Consider the following 15236-nt stretch of genomic DNA (forward strand, 5'->3'; position numbering starts at 1 on the left):
AGGGTCAGCCCGGAACGGCGGTGGCGGCGGTGTCGCCCAGCCCGTCGCGCCGTGCCTTGGCCGCAGCCAGCGTATCGCGCAGTTCGGCCTCCATCTTTTTCAGCTCCTCTTCGGCGGCGGCCCGCTTGGCCTTGCCTTCGTCGGCGATCTGCAGGCTTTCCTGAATGGTGCCGATCAGGTCCGCGTTGGCCTGTTTCACGGCTTCGATGTCGAAAACGCCGCGCTCCATCTCTTGCCGGATCATCTTGTTGCTTTCGCGCAGATTGGCGGCGTTGGCCGTCAGCAGTTCGTTGGTCAGATCGTTGGCGTCGCGCACTGCTGCCGCAGCCTCGGCGCTGCGCTGGATGGTGACGGCCTGCGCCAGTTGCGTTTCCCACAGCGGCACGGTGTTGACCAGCGTCGAGTTAATCTTGGTCACCAGCGACTTGTCGTTTTCCTGCACCAGCCGGATCGAGGGCAGCGACTGCATGGTCACTTGTCGCGTCAGCTTGAGGTCATGCACGCGGCGTTCCAGATCGTCGCGTGCGGCGCGCAGGTCGCGCAGTTCCTGCGCCTGCATCACCTGCTGGTCCTCGGGCGCGGCCTGAACCTCGGTCTCTTTTTCCGGGATGTCCTGGCTGTCCAGCTCGGTCAGCTTTTCCTCGCCCGCAGCGATGTAGAGCGCCAGTTCGTCGTAGAAATCCAAGGTTTTTTCATAAAGCAGATCCAGCGATTTGATGTCCTTGAGCAGCGTGTGCTCATGCCCCAGCAGGTCGTCGGTGACCTTGTCGATCTGGTTCTGCACGGTCTCGAAACGGGCGGTGAACTTGGCAAAGGGCGCGGCGCGGCCCAGCAGTCTTTCCCACCACGACCGCTCGCGGCGCACATCCAGTTCGCTGACCGAAAAGCCGCGAATGGTCGTCACGATATTGCGCAGACTGTCGCCGGCGGGACCCACATCCTTGTTGCGCACATCCGCCAGCATCGCCTGACTGATTTCCTGCAACTCGGCCTGTGCCGCCGAGCCGAACGACACGATCGAGTTGGTGTCACCCATGTCGATCTCGCCCATGCGCTTTCGGATTTCGGTGCCCACGGGTTCGTCCGCCTCTTCCAGCGGCACGACATCGGCCTGCGGTTCGGGCAGGGCCACTGCGGTGACTTCGTGCACCAGGGTTTCGGCCTCAATGGCCTTGTTCTTGATCGCATCGGACATGAAACGCTTCCTCACTCAAATGGTCCGGTCAGTCCAGCCGGACTCCTTCGCGCTGCAGCCGGTCGCGCAGCACATCGATTTCCACGGTCAGATCGCTGCGGTCGTCCAGCAGCATCTTGCGGGTTCGGGCGGCAAAATTCTGTTCGAGATCATCGAGCAGTGCCGAGTAGTCGTTCAGGGTCTGCGCATCGCGGGTGCGAGAGTAGACATCGGCGAATTTCACCGTCGCATCGCGCGCGCCCTGCAGGTAGACGGTCAGGTATTTGCGGGCGCCGCTCAGGTCGCGGGGATCTTCCTCGACCGTGCGGAACAACTCGCGCGCGGCGGTCTGGAACCGCTCGACCCGCGCCTCCATCCGGCGGTCGCCTGCGCGGGCGATGGCGTCGGACATGGCGGTCAGATAGGTTTCGGCTTCGTTCACGGCGCGGGCGACACGGTCCTGCTGGAACGTATCGACACCCTCCATCCCCTTATCCTTTAGCGGATCGAAGCCGAAGGCCAGGGAATGCAGAACGGTGCCCGCCAGACCATATAGGACCGGGGCCAGCAGGCTGACCTGCGCGACGGTCTCGGCATCCAGATAGTCATTGCGAAAAGCGGCAAGCCCTGCGCCGATGCCGGTCAGGACGCTGGCAAAGATCTTGCGCGGAAAGGCGGGCCGCCGGGCCACGCGGCGGGCGTTATAGGCGGCCTCGGCCCGCAGCCCCTCGCGCAACAGGTAGGCCGCCCCGGTCAGCAGACCGGCGGCCACAAGACCCAGCGTCATGCCGATGGCGCCATCGTTGAGAGAGAGAAACACCAGCGGGATCGCCGGTGCGAACATCACATTCGCCCGCACGCCCACCGGATCCACGCGCGCACCATCGAACTGGTTGCGTTCCGGCTGCTCGGGGGTGTCGGAGCCGTCGGGGCTGAACTTGCCGCCATAGCGTTTGGCCATGCGCTCAGAGCCCTCCCAGCAATCCGGTGCAGACACCGAACAACAGCACGAGCAGGGCCGCAAAGGCCATTTTCTGCACTCCGGTCTGAGACATGAGGCTCCCCAAGGTGTCGTGTTCACCCGGAATCTAGAGGATGCGCCCGCGCCACGCTAGGGGGAAGGTTTGCTTAAAGGTCTCAGGCGCGGGGTTTTTTGCCGATGGGTTTGCGGCTGCGTTGGGGACGTTTCGGGCGTTCGGCGCCGGGCGGCGGGGTTTTGCCGTCCGCATCCAGCCCCAACTGGTCGCGCAGCACGCGGCGGCGGACCTCTTCGGCCTCGCCGGGTTTCAGGTTGCCCAGTTGGAACGGACCGTAAGACACCCGCAGCAGCCGGTTGACCGAAAACCCGATATCCTCCATCGCGCGGCGGATCTCACGGTTCTTGCCCTCGCGCAGGCCCACGGTCAGCCAGGCATTGGCGCCCTGCTGCCGGTCGAGCGTGACCGTCATCGGCTGAAATCGCTCGCCGTCGATGACCAGGCCCTTTCGCAGCGGCGCGAAATCCTCGTCCTTGGGCCGCCCGTTGATCCGCACCCGGTATTTGCGCAGCCAGCCGGTCGAGGGCAGTTCCAGCTTGCGCTTGATGCCACCGTCATTGGTCAGCAGCAGCAACCCCTCGGAGTTCAGGTCCAGCCGTCCGACGCTCATCACCCGGGGCATGTCTTCGGGTAGGCCGTCGAAGATGGTGGCCCGGCCCTTTTCGTCGCGTGCGGTGGTCACCAGCCCGGTAGGCTTGTAGTAGAGCCACAGCCGCGCCGGTTCAGGCTCGGACACCGGTTTGCCGTCAACGGTGATCTTGTCTTTGGCGGTGACGTTCAGCGCCGGGCTGTCGATGGTCTTGCCGTTAACTGCCACGCGGCCCGCTTCGATCATGCGCTCGGCTTCGCGGCGCGAGGCGATGCCCGCACGTGCAAGGGTCTTGGCGATCCGGTCGCCGGGAGGAGGGGTGTTGCTCATGGACCGGCCATACCTGATCCCGGCGGCTTGCGAAAGCCGGGATTGTGGGGCAGTCAGAGGCATGGTTTTCAGATCATACATGGATCGCGCCCTGCAGGAGGCGCGCGCGGCGGCAGAGCGCGGAGAGGTGCCGGTGGGTGCGGTGATCGTCGCCCCCTCAGGCGAGGTGGTGGCCGCGGCGGGCAATCGTACCCGCGAGTGGAACGATCCCACCGCCCATGCCGAGATCGTTGCGCTGCGCGCAGCCTGCACAGCGGTGGGGTCGGAGCGGTTGCCAGGGCATGACCTCTACGTGACGCTGGAGCCTTGCGCCATGTGCGCGGCGGCGCTGGCGGCGGCCCGGATCGCGCGGATCTACTATGGGGCCGCCGATCCGAAATCGGGCGGGGTGGCGCATGGGGCACGGGTGTTCAGCCATCCGCAGGCGCATCATGTGCCTGAGGTCTATGACGGGATCGGAGCCGAAGAGGCCGAGCGTTTGCTCAAGGGGTTTTTTGCCGAGCGGCGTTAGGGCGCTACCATTTCAGGTCGAAAATCCTGTGATCGCCGGGCAGGCCTTTCAGGGTAACCGATCTGGGCGCGCCGAAGGTCAGTGCGCCCTGTCCGCCGACCAGCAACTGCGTCGCGTCGGACACGCAGATTTCACCCGGAGTGGCGGCCGCCGCAACCCGCGCCGCCTTGTTCACCACCGTGCCGAAGAAATCGTCATCCGTTTGGATCACGTCCCCGGTGTGAATTCCGATGCGGATCTGGAGTGGCGGTTCATCAGGTTCCTCCGCATTGCGCCGTTGCAGCTCCGCGGCGGCCGTCAAGGCAGCCCGGGCCGAGGAAAAGCTCGACATTGTTCCATCGCCCAGTGATTTCACCAGCGTCCCGCCTTGCGCCTCGATCGTGTCACGGGCGAGATCGAGGTGTTTTTGAACCGCTTCGGTCCAGACCCGATCCCCCAGCATCTCGGCGATGGCAGAGGAGTTGACGATATCGGTGAACATGACCGACGCCATGCCTTCGCGCTGGTCCTGGCGAAACCCATCGCGTGCCGCTGCAACCAGCGCGTCCAATGCCTTATGCTCGATACCGATTTTTTCCATGTTCGCGACCGGGTTCGAAACATGGCAATGCACGATCTTCCACACGCCGTCTTCGAGATGCAGGACAAAGGTGAACCGGTGCACCATGGCCTTTTGGTTGCTGGCAAAGCGGAGAGTGGCAACGCAGTGGGCCCAGCCGACCGCGCCGCATTCGAAGGCCTCGAGACTGTGCTCGTCCCAGTCGTATTCCGGGATTTCGGCCACGTGATCGGGAAAGCCTTTTCGGAACAGAGATCCGGACCAGCTCTCCCCTTCGGCTGAGCCCTGGTACCGCAGGTATTCAGAGGTCGACAGCATGTTGGAGAGCGCTGCGCTGTCCTTGGCATGAACCACTTCGTTCCAACGTCGCACCACGGCGATCAGTTCTGGCGAGGGGCGGACTGCTTGGGTCATAACGGTTTCACGACAAGATCGCGGGGCATATCGGCCAGGGGTTTGCCGCCCTCCGGCGTGACCACAAAGCTCTCGGTGATCGCCAGACCCCAGTCCGGTGTCCAGAGGCCCGGCATTAGGTGAAAGGTCATGTTCTCCTGCAACGGCGTCGTGTCGCCGGGGCGCAGGCTCATGGTGCGTTCGCCCCAGTCGGGCGGGTAGCTGAGCCCGATGGGATAGCCGGTGCGGTTGGCCTTTACATAACCCGCGCGCGCGAAGCTTTCGTAGACGCAGGCCGCCACCTCTTCGCAGGTCACGCCGGGACGGGCGGTCGCGAAGGCGTCCTCGATTGCGGTGAGCACGGCCGCTTCGGCGCGGCGGATATCGGCCGGGGGCTCGCCGAGATAGAGCGTGCGGCTGGCCGGGCAGTGATAGCGGCGGAAGCAGCCGGAGACTTCGAAATAGGTGGCCTCACCCGCCGTCAGCGGGCGGTCGTTCCAGGTGATGTGTGAGGCCGATGCCTCGCGCCCCGAGGGCGCGATGGGCGCGATGGCGGGATAATCCCCGGGCAGCCCGGGGAGCCCGGCCACGCCCGCCGCCTGCACCTGCGCCACCAACTCATGTTTGGGCACGCCTTCGCGAAACCCCTCGCGCAGCACAGAATGCATATGCGCCGTCAGCCGCCCGGCTTTGCGCATCATGTCCAACTCGGTGCTGCTCTTGACCGCGCGCTGCCAGTTCACCAGCCCGGTCGCATCGCTCAACGCCTCACGGCCAAAGGCCTGTTCCAGCACCCGGTGGCTGGCCGCCGAATAATAGTAGTTGTCCATCTCGACGCCCAGATTGCGGGTCCAGCCGTGATCGCGCAGCAGGGTTACCAGCGCCTCGACCGGGTGGTGGTCGGGGTGCTGGACATGCTCTTCGGGCCAGTCATGCAGGTCCGAGGCATCGAGCCACGTCGTCTGCGCCGCCCCCGCCTTGTCCTGCGTGCGCCCCCACCAGAGCGGCGTGCCCTCGGCGGGCAGGATGACCATCTGCGGCACATAGAAGCTCCACCCGTCATAGCCGGTCAGCCAGGCCATGTTTGACGGGTCCGCGACCAGCAAAGTGTCGATCCCCTGCGCCGCCATCGCCGATCTCGTCTTGGCGATCCGCCCGGCATATTCGGCCCGGCTGAAATCCGAGGCGGGCATCAGAGCGCGATGCCCTGCATCACCTGCGGCTCGATCACATCGACCCCGGGCAGCCCGTCGATCAGGTCCTGCGCGGACTGTTCGAGGATCGGGAAGGTCTTGTAGTGGCAGGGGATTACGGTCTTGAAGTTGAAGTAGCGCTTGGCCGCGTAGGCCGTGGCCTTCATGTCCATGGTGAAATGCCCGCCCGCCGACAGGATGCCGATATCGGGTTTGTAATAATCCCCCATCCACTCCATGTCGGCCATGATGTCGGTGTCGCCCGAGACGTAGAGCATCTTGCCCTCGGTTCGGATCATGTAGCCCACCTCGGTCCCGCCGGTGCGCAGCCCGTCCGGTGTCGAAAAGGTCGAACTGTGCGAGGCGGGCACCATCGACACCATGATGCCGTTCAGGTCCACCGTGCCGCCCTTGTTGAAGCCCACGGTCTCGATCCCTTCGGACTCACCCCAGAACCCCATCAGGTCATATTGCCCAACCACCGGCACGCCCAGCTTTTTGGCCAGCGGCAGCACATCCACCACGTGATCGAAATGAGTATGGGTCAGCAAAATATGTGTGGCTCCTTCGATGGCGGCATCGTGATGCTCTTCTGGCAGCGAGGGGTTTCCCGTCAGCCAGGGGTCGATCAGCAGCACTTGCCCTTCGGTCTCGATCCGGAAGCTGCCATGGCCCAGCCAGATGATATTCATGAAAAAACCTCCCGCATGTCTGGTCGCGGCAGCCTAGCATCGCTTAAGTAAAAATCCATGGACTGGATGCGGCAAATCGACGGGTATTGTGAGCGGTTGGGCCCAGACTACTGGGCCGAGCCGGTGAACGCGGTGACAAACGCGGCGTTTCTGATCGCTGCGTTTGTGATGTGGCGGCGGGTGCGGGGGCAGGGGATGCCGCTGGCCGTGCTTCTGGTGGTCATTCTGGCGGCGATCGGGGTGGGGAGCTATCTGTTCCACACCCATGCGCAGGTCTGGGCGGCGGTGGTGGATGTCGCACCGATCCTGCTGTTCATACTTGTCTATATCTTTGCGATCAATCGGGATGTCTGGCATCTGAACACATGGCGGGCATTCGGTCTGACGGCGTTGTTTTTTCCCTACGCAGCGGCGACCGTGCCTGTCTTCCGGCTGATCCCGGGGCTGGGCGACTCCGCGGGCTACGCGCCGGTGCCGTTGCTGATCCTGATCTATGCCGTATTGCTCCGTCACCGAGCGCCGAAGACTGCGCTGGGGCTGGCCGTTGGAGCGTGTGTGCTGATCGTGTCCATCACCTTCCGGTCTCTGGACGTGCCGCTTTGCGGTGTGTGGCCTGTGGGGACGCATTTCCTGTGGCACGTTTTGAACGGGGTGATGCTGGGTTGGATGATTGAGGTTTATCGGCGGTCTAAGGCTTCGAAAGTTGCGGCTGATTGATCCCACACAGTTGGCGACCAAATTGGCCCGGAATCAAGGCACGCAGTGCCGCCGGGCCGCGCCCTCCCTCCTCCATGGGAGGGCGCATTGGCGACGCCTTGCGCCACCCATCCGTCGTCCGGGCTCTTGAGATAAATCGCTGACCACACGCGTTCCGGGCGCCCACCCGAGGGAGGGCGTGGCCCTCTGTTGCCGCGGGATGTCGTGCGGCGCCTACGCTACGTCCCTTCGAAGCGGATGGCTGGCGCGGCATGGCAGGGTGTTCGCTGTAACCCGCCTGACAAGCCTCCTGCGCCCTTGCGACCCGCCCCGCAGAGCGGTAAACGCCCCGTAACGCAGATGAGGGTTTCCCATGTCGATTGACCAAAGCACCGCCGCCAAGGTGGCCAAACTGGCCCGGATCAAGGTCGAGGATGATGCGCTGCCCGCGCTGGCCTCGGAGTTCAACACGATCCTGGGGTTCATCGAGCAGTTGAACGAGGTGGATGTCGAGGGTGTCGAGCCGATGGTCTCGGTCACGCCCATGCGGCTGAAGCGCCGTCAGGATCAGGTCACCGACGGCAGCCAGCAGGACAAGGTCCTGACCAACGCCCCCGACGCGCGCGAGGGGTTTTTTGCGGTCCCGAAGGTGGTGGAGTAAGACATGAGCGATCTGAACAAACTGGGCCTGGCCGAGGCCCGCGACGCGCTGCGCAAGGGCGAGACCACATCCGTGGAACTGACCGACGCCTGCCTGACCGCCATCGACGCGGCGGATGCGCTGAACGCTTTCGTGCACAAAACCCCCGAGATCGCCATGGAACGCGCCAAGGCTGCCGATGCGCGGATCAAGGAAGGCGATGCGCCCTCGATGTGCGGCTTGCCTATTGGCATCAAGGACCTGTTCTGCACCAAGGGCGTGCCCTCGCAGGCAGCTTCGAAAATCCTCGAAGGGTTCAAGCCGGAGTACGAATCCACCGTGTCGCAACAACTCGCCGATGCGGGTGCGGTGATGCTGGGCAAGCTCAACATGGACGAATTCGCCATGGGCTCGTCCAATGAAACCTCTGTCTACGGCAATGCCGTCAGCCCCTGGCGCCGTGGCAATGACGACGCGCAACTGACCCCGGGCGGCTCATCGGGCGGGTCGGCCTCGGCCGTGGCGGCCGATCTGTGCCTGGCGGCAACCGGCACCGATACCGGCGGTTCAATCCGCCAGCCCGCCGCGTTTGTCGGCATCACCGGCATCAAGCCGACCTATGGCCGTTGCTCGCGCTGGGGCATCGTCGCTTTTGCTTCGTCGCTGGATCAGGCCGGGCCGATGACCAAGAATGTCCGCGACGCGGCGATCATGCTGGAAACCATGTGCGGCCACGACCCCAAGGATTCCACAAGCGCCGAGCTGGCCGTGCCTGATTTCGAGGCGATGCTGACCGGCGACATCAAGGGCAAGAAAATCGGTATCCCCAAGGAATACCGCATGGACGGCATGCCCGCAGAGATCGAGAAGCTCTGGTCCGACGGCGCCGACATGCTGAAAACAGCGGGTGCCGAGATTGTCGATATCTCGCTGCCGCACACCAAATACGCGCTGCCGGCCTACTACGTGATCGCGCCGGCCGAGGCGTCCTCGAACCTCGCCCGTTATGACGGTGTGCGCTATGGCCGCCGGGCCACGCTGGCGCAGGGCGACGGCATCACCGAGATGTACGAAAAGACCCGTGCCGAAGGTTTCGGCCACGAGGTGCAGCGCCGGGTCATGATCGGCACCTATGTTCTGTCGGCAGGTTTCTATGACGCTTATTACAACCGCGCGCGCCGCGTTCGAACCCTGATCAAGAAGGACTTCGAGGATGTCTTCGCCGCCGGTGTCGACGCCATCCTGACTCCGGCCACCCCTTCGGCGGCCTTTGGGTTGGGCGAGATGACCGAGGCCGATCCGGTGCAGATGTACCTCAACGACGTCTTCACCGTCACCGTGAACCTTGCGGGACTGCCCGGTATCTCGGTGCCTGCCGGACTGGATAAGCAGGGTCTGCCGCTGGGTCTGCAACTGATCGGGCGTCCGTGGGAAGAGGGCGATCTGCTCAATACCGCCTACGCGCTGGAGACTGCCGCCGGGTTTGTGGCCAAGCCTGCAAAATGGTGGTAACGTCCCGCCCCGGGCAAGGACAAGAACAACAAGGCAGCATCAGATGCGTGCACTCTTTCTGATACCGGTGATCGGCGTTTTGGCGGCTTGCGATACGGCGGTTCCGTCGTCGGGCGCGGGATTCAACACCCCTGAATACCAGGCGCAGCGTGAGGCCGCGCTGGCAGGGCAAACCGGGACAAATGGGGCCCTTATCCCGCCCTCGGTTGTGTCGTCCGAGCAGCTTTCACCAGCGACGGCGGGCGGTGCGCCGCTTCAAGCGCCCTCGGGGGATCCCGACGCGGACATTGCCAATCAGACGGCGGCTGTGCTGGGAGCCACGTCTCCGCAAGCGTCGGCTCCGGTCCCTGCGCCGGTTGCCAGCAGCAATGCGGGCATCTCGGACGAGCAGGATTTTCAGGCTGTCTCCAACCGTCAGACGATCGAAAGCGATGCGGCGCGGATCGAGCGCAACAAGGCCAATTATCAGGTGATTGCGCCCACCGCTGTGCCTCAGCGCAGCGGCGATGCGCAACCCAATATCGTGCAATACGCCCTTAGCACGTCGCACCCGGTCGGAACCCAGCTCTATAGCCGCGCGGGTTTCAACCTGCGGGCCAAGGCGCAACGCAATTGCGCGGGATATCCTTCGGCGGATCAGGCGCAGATCGAGTTCCTGGCCGGTGGCGGCCCGCAGCGGGACCGCAAGGGTCTGGACCCGGACGGGGACGGGTACGCCTGCGGCTGGGACCCAAGCCCGTTCCGCCGCGCGGTCAATAACTGAACGCGTGCAGCCGGTCTGGCATCCTTCACCGAATTTCGGGCCGCGCCGTGATGGTCTGACCCCGTCGCTGATTGTGATCCACTACACCGCCATGGAGAGCGCTGAGGCGGCGCTTGAACGGCTGTGCGATCCGCAGGCCGAAGTTTCGGCGCATTACCTGATCGGTATGGACGGTCATCTGTGGCAGATGGTGGACGAGGCCGACCGCGCCTGGCACGCCGGTGCAGGAAGCTGGTGTGGGGTCGATGACATCAACTCCCGCTCAATCGGCATCGAGTTGGACAATGGCGGTACTCATCCTTTTGCTGAACCGCAGATGGCGGCGCTTGAACGGCTGTTGCCGGGGATAATGGAACGTTGGGGCATTCTGCCCGAAGGCATAATCGGCCATTCCGACATGGCACCGGGCCGCAAACACGATCCTGGTCCGCGCTTCGACTGGGCGCGGCTGGAGCGTGGGGAACTGGCGGCGCGGCGCGGTTATGATGAAGGCCCGCAGGACGTAACGCCACATGCCTTCCGTGCGCTGGCACACGATGCTGGTTTCACGGCCGAAACTGACGACGAAACGCTCCTCGCTGCCGTTCGCCTCAGATACCGCCCATGGGGCAAGGGCCCGCTGGTCCAAGCGGATTTCATCCCACTCGGCCATACGGCCCTTGGGACCTGAGTACGCAAGATGAATGGCCGCGCGTCTTCCTCTTGCTCCAAATATCCCGGGGTGAATTGGTCGCAGGCCAAGAAGGGCAGCGCCCTCTATCGTGCCCCGGCTTGACGCAGCGCAGCCCACCGCATAACTGCACCCTTGCGCGGAGGGCCGGATGGCCGCTGGGGCGTAGGCCCGAGAGGAAAGTCCGGACTCCACAAGGCAACGGTGCCGGGTAACACCCGGGCGGGGCAACCCGACGGAAAGCGCCACAGAAAACAGACCGCCCCGCATGTGTGGGGTAAGGGTGAAACGGTGGGGTAAGAGCCCACCGCGCCGCTGGCAACAGCGGCGGCACGGCAAGCCCCACCGGGAGCAATGCCAAATAGGGTCCCCGCGCGGGCCGGTCGGCGTCAGCCGATACCGCCGCTAAGCGCGTCTTGGCCGAGAGGGACCGGGTTGGCAGCTTGAGCCGTGCCGCAATGCACGGCCTAGAGGAATGGTCATCGAAGGGGGCAACCCCGGAACAGGATCCGGCTTACAGGCCCTCCGCGCATCAATCGCTCTGACGGTATTCGCATCTGTCTCAGTCTGTTATGGTGCCCCTTGGGGATGGCGCACAAGCTGGGAGAAGACATATGAGTTTCATGAAAGCGCTGGCCTCGGTGGCTGTTGGATTTGCCGCCGCAAAGGGTCTGGAGAAATACAAGCAGATGGGCGGTATGGCCGGTCTGCAAGACATGATGCAAGGCTCAGGCGGCGGGTTTGGGATGGACCAGCTTGGCAAGATGGCCGAGCAGTTCGGCATGCCAGGTGGCGCATCGGGATTGCAGGACATGATCGGCAAGATGGGGCTCGGCGGCGGCGCGGCCGGAGCGGCCGGGCTGGGCGGACTGCTGAATGCGATGCAGGGGGCGGCCAGAACCGGCGGCCAGCAAACGACCGACATGATGGAGACGGTTTTTCAGGGCACCCCGGCCGGTGCCGCCATGGAGGAACAGGCAAAGCTGATGCTGCGCGCCATGATTCAGGCCGCGAAAGCGGATGGAGAGCTGGATGCGCACGAGAAGGATACGATCCTGGGTGAGTTGGGCGATGACATCAGCGACGCGGAACGGGAATTCGTGCAGGAACAACTGGATGCTCCGATCGACGTGATGGGACTGGCGGCTGCGTCCGGAGCGCCGCTCAAGACTCAGGTCTACGCGACATCTCTGGCGGCGATTCGGCTGGATAACGCGCGCGAGGCGTCTTATCTGCGGCAGCTTTCCACCGCTCTGGGCCTTTCTGATGTGGAACGCGATCAGATTCACTCGTATATGGGGGCGCCGAACCTGCCATCCTGAACCGGCGCCGGAATCCGGTGAACCGGGCGGCGTTTGTCCTTGACATAAGCGGTGCAGGGCGTAAAAGCGCACGCTCATGAGAATTCAACCGAAAGGCCCCTGCCTTTCCGGACGCAGGAGATAACCATGGCGAAGCCGACGACCATCAAGATCCGTCTGAACTCGACCGCGGGCACGGGCCACTTCTACGTGACCAAGAAAAACGCGCGGACCATGACCGAGAAAATGACCGTTCGTAAATACGATCCGGTCGCTCGCAAGCATGTCGAGTACAAAGAAGGCAAGATCAAGTAAGCCTTCCGAAAGACTGGACAAAATCTGTGAAAGGGTCACGTTGCGGCGTGACCCTTTTCGTTTTGCGAGGTGAGTGTGGAACTTCTTGTCCGGCCTTCCACAGCAGCGGATATCGCGGCGGTCGACGCGCTGCTGGCGCGTGCTTACCCAAAGCTGCTCAAACACGACTACGCGCCGTCGGTTCTGGTGACCGCTTTGCCGCTGATCAGCCGGGCGCAACCGGCGCTGCTGACCTGTGGGACGTATTATGTGGCGGAGGGCGACGGAGCGATTCTGGGGGCTGGCGGCTGGACAAGGGACAGGAGCCTGAAAGAGCTGGGACATATCCGTCACGTGGTCACCGATGACCGCGCGGTCCGGCGCGGCGTGGGGCGGGCGATTCTGTCACATATCCTGATCCAGGCGGGTGCGGCGGGGATCACCGAACTGGAATGCTGGTCCACCTTTACCGCCGAGCCTTTCTACGCCGCGATGGGGTTCCGGTCCGAAGGTCCGATGGAGGTTGCGTTGCAACCGGGCATCAGCTTTCCGGCAATTCGTATGAGACAGAGCTTGTCATGACGGGGCCGCTGCCGTTACGGTTCACAAGTCCGCCACAACGCTCTGACTGTCATGAAAAAAATCCTTCTGCCCGCGCTCGCCTTCGTTACGCTTTCTGCCTGCGAAGATATCTGGAACCGAGAAGGGGTCGGATTCACCGGCATCGATGGCGAGCCCCGGACAATCGTCGAGAGCCGCGAGGCAGCGGGTTTTGTTGCCAGTCGCGACAGTGTTCCGGCTGAGCTGGCCGGGCTGACCACGCCTCAATTGCTGACCGAAGAGACCGATCCCGCCAAGGTTGCGGGCGTGGCGATTGACAATGGCGGGCGGGTGCCCGGACAGGCGGTCGAGATCGGAGGCGATCGACAAACCCTGATGCTAAGCACCGTGAGCGTCAACAATGTGCTGTATGCGGTCCTGCGAACCCCGGAAGGTGCGGCTGACCGGATGGATGTCAGCACGGGGCCCCGGTTTGCAGCGTCGATTCCGCGTCTGACAGGGTGCCTGATCGGTGGGAACGTCTATCAGAAGGGCACATCGAGCCTGCGCACCAGTGGCTTTGCAGCTCCTTTGAACTGCAGATAAGGCACCGCCCGGTCGCCTGATTGGCAACCGAATCTAGACCCGCCATTCCGCAAAGATCACCGCAGGCTCAAAGCCTGACGCGGCCATGAGCGCTGCGGAAGCAATGTTGAAGCTGGCATAGGTGGTGGCGATGACCGGAATGTCGTCTGGATCGAGCCGATCCCGGATGGCTGCGATCAGCGCCGTTCCGATACCTTGTCGCCGGTGTTCCGTATCCACGCTGACATGATGCAGCATGGCGCGGGTTTCGGCAGGCCTCAGTGGGGATGCGGGACGGCGTTCGATTTCATAGACGGCGTAGCCGGTGAGCTTGCCGACGGTTTCATATCCCAGCGCGTGGATGTCAGGTTGGGCCAGCCAGTCGGCAAGCCACGGAGCAATTTCGGAATCAGCCGGAAATGGATTGAAGCGCCGAGGCTGATGCAGAACGTGCAGGTCGTGCACCTGGCGCAAGAGCGGGATCAGGCGGTGGACCTCTGCAGCAGGAATCTCGATGATCGACATGGCACTGTCTCGTCCGTGAAATAGAAAAGGGCGGGTTCTTTGGAACCCGCCCTTGGCAATTGTGATATCCGGTGTCGCGTTATTCGCGGCTACCCATCAACTGGAGCAGGAACATGAACATGTTGATGAAGTCCAGATAGAGGCTCAGCGCGCCCATGATGGCAGCCTTGCCCAGCCACTCCTGATCGCCGGAATGGGCCATCTGCAGATAGGTGTTCTTGATGCTCTGCGTGTCATAGGCGGTAAGGCCTGCAAAGATCAGAACGCCGATCACCGAGATGGCAAAGGCCACAGCCGACGAGGCGAGGAAGATGTTGACGATCATGGCAACGATCAGGCCGATCAGACCCATGATCAGGAAGGTGCCCATCCCCGACAGGTCCTTCTTGGTGGTGTAGCCATAGAGCGACAGACCGGCGAAGGCGATTGCGGTGATCAGGAACACCTGAATGATGGACTGGCCGGTGAAGACCAGAAAGATCGAGCTGATAGAAAGGCCCATCACGGCGGCAAAGGCGTAGAACACCACCTGCGCGCCCGCGGCCGACAACCGGTTGATCGCAGCGCCGAAGCCAAAGACAAAGGCCAGCGGGGCAAACATGATGACCCATTTCAACGGCGAGGCGTAGATCGAGTACCCGAACGAGGTCAGGTATTTGTCTGCGCTCAGCTGCGCAGCCGCTGCCGACGGATCGGTGGTGACCGCCAGACCCGAAATGGCCCAGGCCGCCAGGAAGGTGATCAGCATGCCTACGGACATTGTGCCGTAGACTTTGTTCATATGGGCGCGTAGGCCCTCGTCAATCTGGGCGGCGCGTACGCCCGCGCCCGTCCGGATTGTGTCGAATTCAGCCATTGGGGTCTCCCTACAATAGTCCGTTGTCTGCGCAGGCGTGTACCTGCAACTCTCGGAACAAATATCGGAGAGGAAGCCCCCCAATTCAAGCCTTTCGAGCTGTTTCTTGCACGCAAAACCCGACATTTCGAACCAAAACACTCGGGTTGTGCGTGCGTGGGTCAGCGAAGCCAGGTTTCTGGCGCGTCCCAGATCGGCCGGCGCACTTCGCGGTCGACCTGATCGCGGGTGAGTCCCAGGTCCTTCAGAGCCGCATCATCAAGGCGTTCCAGCGCGCGACGCTGACGCCAAACGGCGAACAGACGTTTCACTGCGGCCAGACGGGATGTGCGGACAGGGCGGCAGGTGTGTGATGCAGTGGTCAGTGCCATGATGT

The 15236-nt window shown here is 63.3% G+C and carries 19 protein-coding genes and 1 other RNA gene; 11 read left to right on the plus strand and 9 right to left on the minus strand.

Annotation, left to right across the window (positions count from 1 at the left end; translation table 11 throughout):
• Positions 1–4: 4 nt before the first annotated feature.
• The 3 genes from GOX53_RS04240 to GOX53_RS04250 form a co-directional block, all read right to left on the minus strand.
• Positions 5–1195 carry a toxic anion resistance protein gene (locus tag GOX53_RS04240; RefSeq protein WP_171173754.1) on the minus strand — a complete coding sequence of 397 codons (1191 nt, stop codon included), beginning with the start codon at positions 1193–1195 and terminating at the stop codon, positions 5–7.
• 28 nt (positions 1196–1223) lie between these two features.
• Entirely contained in the window at positions 1224–2135 is a 912-nt protein-coding gene (locus GOX53_RS04245) for a 5-bromo-4-chloroindolyl phosphate hydrolysis family protein (protein WP_171173755.1), read from the minus strand.
• Between the two features lie 176 nt (positions 2136–2311).
• Positions 2312–3211 (minus strand): pseudouridine synthase, encoded by a 900-nt coding sequence (locus GOX53_RS04250; RefSeq protein ID WP_254446453.1) that lies wholly within the window; start codon positions 3209–3211, stop codon positions 2312–2314.
• On the opposite strand from GOX53_RS04250, the gene GOX53_RS04255 reads away from it, so the two are divergent.
• Positions 3192–3641 carry a nucleoside deaminase gene (locus GOX53_RS04255; protein ID WP_171173756.1) on the plus strand — a complete coding sequence of 150 codons (450 nt, stop codon included), beginning with the start codon at positions 3192–3194 and terminating at the stop codon, positions 3639–3641. The two genes, GOX53_RS04250 and GOX53_RS04255, sit on opposite strands and share 20 nt — an antisense overlap.
• A 4-nt stretch (positions 3642–3645) precedes the next feature.
• On the opposite strand, the gene GOX53_RS04260 is transcribed toward GOX53_RS04255, so the two are convergent.
• The 3 genes from GOX53_RS04260 to GOX53_RS04270 are packed head-to-tail and all read right to left on the minus strand — an operon-like array spanning position 3646 to position 6478.
• The gene (locus GOX53_RS04260) at positions 3646–4614 is read right to left on the minus strand and encodes a nuclear transport factor 2 family protein (RefSeq protein ID WP_171173757.1); all 969 of its coding nucleotides are present in this window, start codon (positions 4612–4614) and stop codon (positions 3646–3648) included.
• Positions 4611–5786: a M24 family metallopeptidase gene (locus tag GOX53_RS04265; RefSeq protein ID WP_171173758.1), complete on the minus strand. Its 1176-nt coding sequence runs from the start codon at positions 5784–5786 to the stop codon at positions 4611–4613. Before GOX53_RS04265 ends, GOX53_RS04260 begins: the two co-directional genes overlap by 4 nt.
• A complete protein-coding gene (locus GOX53_RS04270) occupies positions 5786–6478 on the minus strand; it encodes a metal-dependent hydrolase (protein WP_171173759.1) in 693 nt (230 codons plus the stop codon). Before GOX53_RS04270 ends, GOX53_RS04265 begins: the two co-directional genes overlap by 1 nt.
• Positions 6479–6535: 57 nt before the next feature.
• Here GOX53_RS04270 and GOX53_RS04275 point away from each other — a divergent pair, with 57 nt between their 5' ends.
• The 10 genes from GOX53_RS04275 to GOX53_RS04315 all read left to right on the plus strand — a co-directional run bounded on the left by GOX53_RS04275 (position 6536) and on the right by GOX53_RS04315 (position 13500).
• Positions 6536–7195 carry a ceramidase domain-containing protein gene (locus GOX53_RS04275; RefSeq protein ID WP_171173760.1) on the plus strand — a complete coding sequence of 220 codons (660 nt, stop codon included), beginning with the start codon at positions 6536–6538 and terminating at the stop codon, positions 7193–7195.
• A gap of 352 nt (positions 7196–7547) precedes the next feature.
• Positions 7548–7835, plus strand: a complete 288-nt coding sequence (gatC, locus tag GOX53_RS04280; RefSeq protein ID WP_171173761.1) for an Asp-tRNA(Asn)/Glu-tRNA(Gln) amidotransferase subunit GatC — start codon at positions 7548–7550, stop codon at positions 7833–7835.
• 3 nt (positions 7836–7838) lie between these two features.
• A complete protein-coding gene (gatA, locus tag GOX53_RS04285; RefSeq protein ID WP_171173762.1) occupies positions 7839–9326 on the plus strand; it encodes an Asp-tRNA(Asn)/Glu-tRNA(Gln) amidotransferase subunit GatA in 1488 nt (495 codons plus the stop codon).
• 43 nt (positions 9327–9369) lie between these two features.
• Entirely contained in the window at positions 9370–10089 is a 720-nt protein-coding gene (locus GOX53_RS29745; protein WP_254446454.1) for a hypothetical protein, read from the plus strand.
• Positions 10090–10093: 4 nt separating this feature from the next.
• Entirely contained in the window at positions 10094–10759 is a 666-nt protein-coding gene (locus tag GOX53_RS04290) for an N-acetylmuramoyl-L-alanine amidase (protein WP_371810249.1), read from the plus strand.
• Between the two features lie 139 nt (positions 10760–10898).
• An RNA gene (gene rnpB / locus GOX53_RS04295) (RNase P RNA component class A) lies at positions 10899–11292 on the plus strand.
• An 81-nt stretch (positions 11293–11373) separates the two neighbouring features.
• A complete protein-coding gene (locus tag GOX53_RS04300; protein ID WP_171173764.1) occupies positions 11374–12081 on the plus strand; it encodes a DUF533 domain-containing protein in 708 nt (235 codons plus the stop codon).
• 126 nt (positions 12082–12207) lie between these two features.
• Positions 12208–12375, plus strand: coding sequence for a 50S ribosomal protein L33 (gene rpmG / locus GOX53_RS04305; RefSeq protein ID WP_005630270.1), 168 nt, complete (start codon positions 12208–12210; stop codon positions 12373–12375).
• Between the two features lie 75 nt (positions 12376–12450).
• Positions 12451–12936, plus strand: a complete 486-nt coding sequence (locus GOX53_RS04310; RefSeq protein ID WP_371810250.1) for a GNAT family N-acetyltransferase — start codon at positions 12451–12453, stop codon at positions 12934–12936.
• 51 nt (positions 12937–12987) lie between these two features.
• Entirely contained in the window at positions 12988–13500 is a 513-nt protein-coding gene (locus GOX53_RS04315) for a hypothetical protein (RefSeq protein ID WP_171173766.1), read from the plus strand.
• A 33-nt stretch (positions 13501–13533) separates the two neighbouring features.
• Here GOX53_RS04315 and GOX53_RS04320 read toward each other — a convergent pair whose 3' ends face one another.
• From GOX53_RS04320 to GOX53_RS04330, 3 genes are all read right to left on the minus strand, one after another.
• Positions 13534–14004, minus strand: coding sequence for a GNAT family N-acetyltransferase (locus tag GOX53_RS04320; protein WP_171173767.1), 471 nt, complete (start codon positions 14002–14004; stop codon positions 13534–13536).
• A gap of 79 nt (positions 14005–14083) precedes the next feature.
• A complete protein-coding gene (locus GOX53_RS04325) occupies positions 14084–14860 on the minus strand; it encodes a Bax inhibitor-1/YccA family protein (protein WP_171173768.1) in 777 nt (258 codons plus the stop codon).
• 161 nt (positions 14861–15021) lie between these two features.
• Entirely contained in the window at positions 15022–15231 is a 210-nt protein-coding gene (locus GOX53_RS04330) for a DUF1127 domain-containing protein (protein ID WP_171173769.1), read from the minus strand.
• Positions 15232–15236 lie beyond the last annotated feature (5 nt).

The organism is Ruegeria sp. HKCCD8929 (genome assembly GCF_013031405.1).
In the GTDB taxonomy this organism is placed as follows: Bacteria; Pseudomonadota; Alphaproteobacteria; order Rhodobacterales; family Rhodobacteraceae; genus Ruegeria.

Bases quoted from the DNA above. Each gene is read 5' to 3' on its own strand.
- gatA (WP_171173762.1), top strand. From the start codon at position 7,839: ATGAGCGATCTGAACAAACTGGGCCTGGCCGAGGCCCGCGACGCGCTG.
- GOX53_RS04320 (WP_171173767.1), bottom strand. From the start codon at position 14,004: ATGTCGATCATCGAGATTCCTGCTGCAGAGGTCCACCGCCTGATCCCG.
- GOX53_RS29745 (WP_254446454.1), top strand. From the start codon at position 9,370: ATGCGTGCACTCTTTCTGATACCGGTGATCGGCGTTTTGGCGGCTTGC.
- GOX53_RS04300 (WP_171173764.1), top strand. From the start codon at position 11,374: ATGAGTTTCATGAAAGCGCTGGCCTCGGTGGCTGTTGGATTTGCCGCC.
- GOX53_RS04265 (WP_171173758.1), bottom strand. From the start codon at position 5,786: ATGCCCGCCTCGGATTTCAGCCGGGCCGAATATGCCGGGCGGATCGCC.
- GOX53_RS04240 (WP_171173754.1), bottom strand. From the start codon at position 1,195: ATGTCCGATGCGATCAAGAACAAGGCCATTGAGGCCGAAACCCTGGTG.
- GOX53_RS04245 (WP_171173755.1), bottom strand. From the start codon at position 2,135: ATGGCCAAACGCTATGGCGGCAAGTTCAGCCCCGACGGCTCCGACACC.
- GOX53_RS04330 (WP_171173769.1), bottom strand. From the start codon at position 15,231: ATGGCACTGACCACTGCATCACACACCTGCCGCCCTGTCCGCACATCC.
- GOX53_RS04325 (WP_171173768.1), bottom strand. From the start codon at position 14,860: ATGGCTGAATTCGACACAATCCGGACGGGCGCGGGCGTACGCGCCGCC.
- GOX53_RS04250 (WP_254446453.1), bottom strand. From the start codon at position 3,211: ATGTATGATCTGAAAACCATGCCTCTGACTGCCCCACAATCCCGGCTT.
- GOX53_RS04255 (WP_171173756.1), top strand. From the start codon at position 3,192: ATGGTTTTCAGATCATACATGGATCGCGCCCTGCAGGAGGCGCGCGCG.
- gatC (WP_171173761.1), top strand. From the start codon at position 7,548: ATGTCGATTGACCAAAGCACCGCCGCCAAGGTGGCCAAACTGGCCCGG.
- GOX53_RS04270 (WP_171173759.1), bottom strand. From the start codon at position 6,478: ATGAATATCATCTGGCTGGGCCATGGCAGCTTCCGGATCGAGACCGAA.
- GOX53_RS04260 (WP_171173757.1), bottom strand. From the start codon at position 4,614: ATGACCCAAGCAGTCCGCCCCTCGCCAGAACTGATCGCCGTGGTGCGA.
- GOX53_RS04275 (WP_171173760.1), top strand. From the start codon at position 6,536: ATGGACTGGATGCGGCAAATCGACGGGTATTGTGAGCGGTTGGGCCCA.
- rpmG (WP_005630270.1), top strand. From the start codon at position 12,208: ATGGCGAAGCCGACGACCATCAAGATCCGTCTGAACTCGACCGCGGGC.
- GOX53_RS04315 (WP_171173766.1), top strand. From the start codon at position 12,988: ATGAAAAAAATCCTTCTGCCCGCGCTCGCCTTCGTTACGCTTTCTGCC.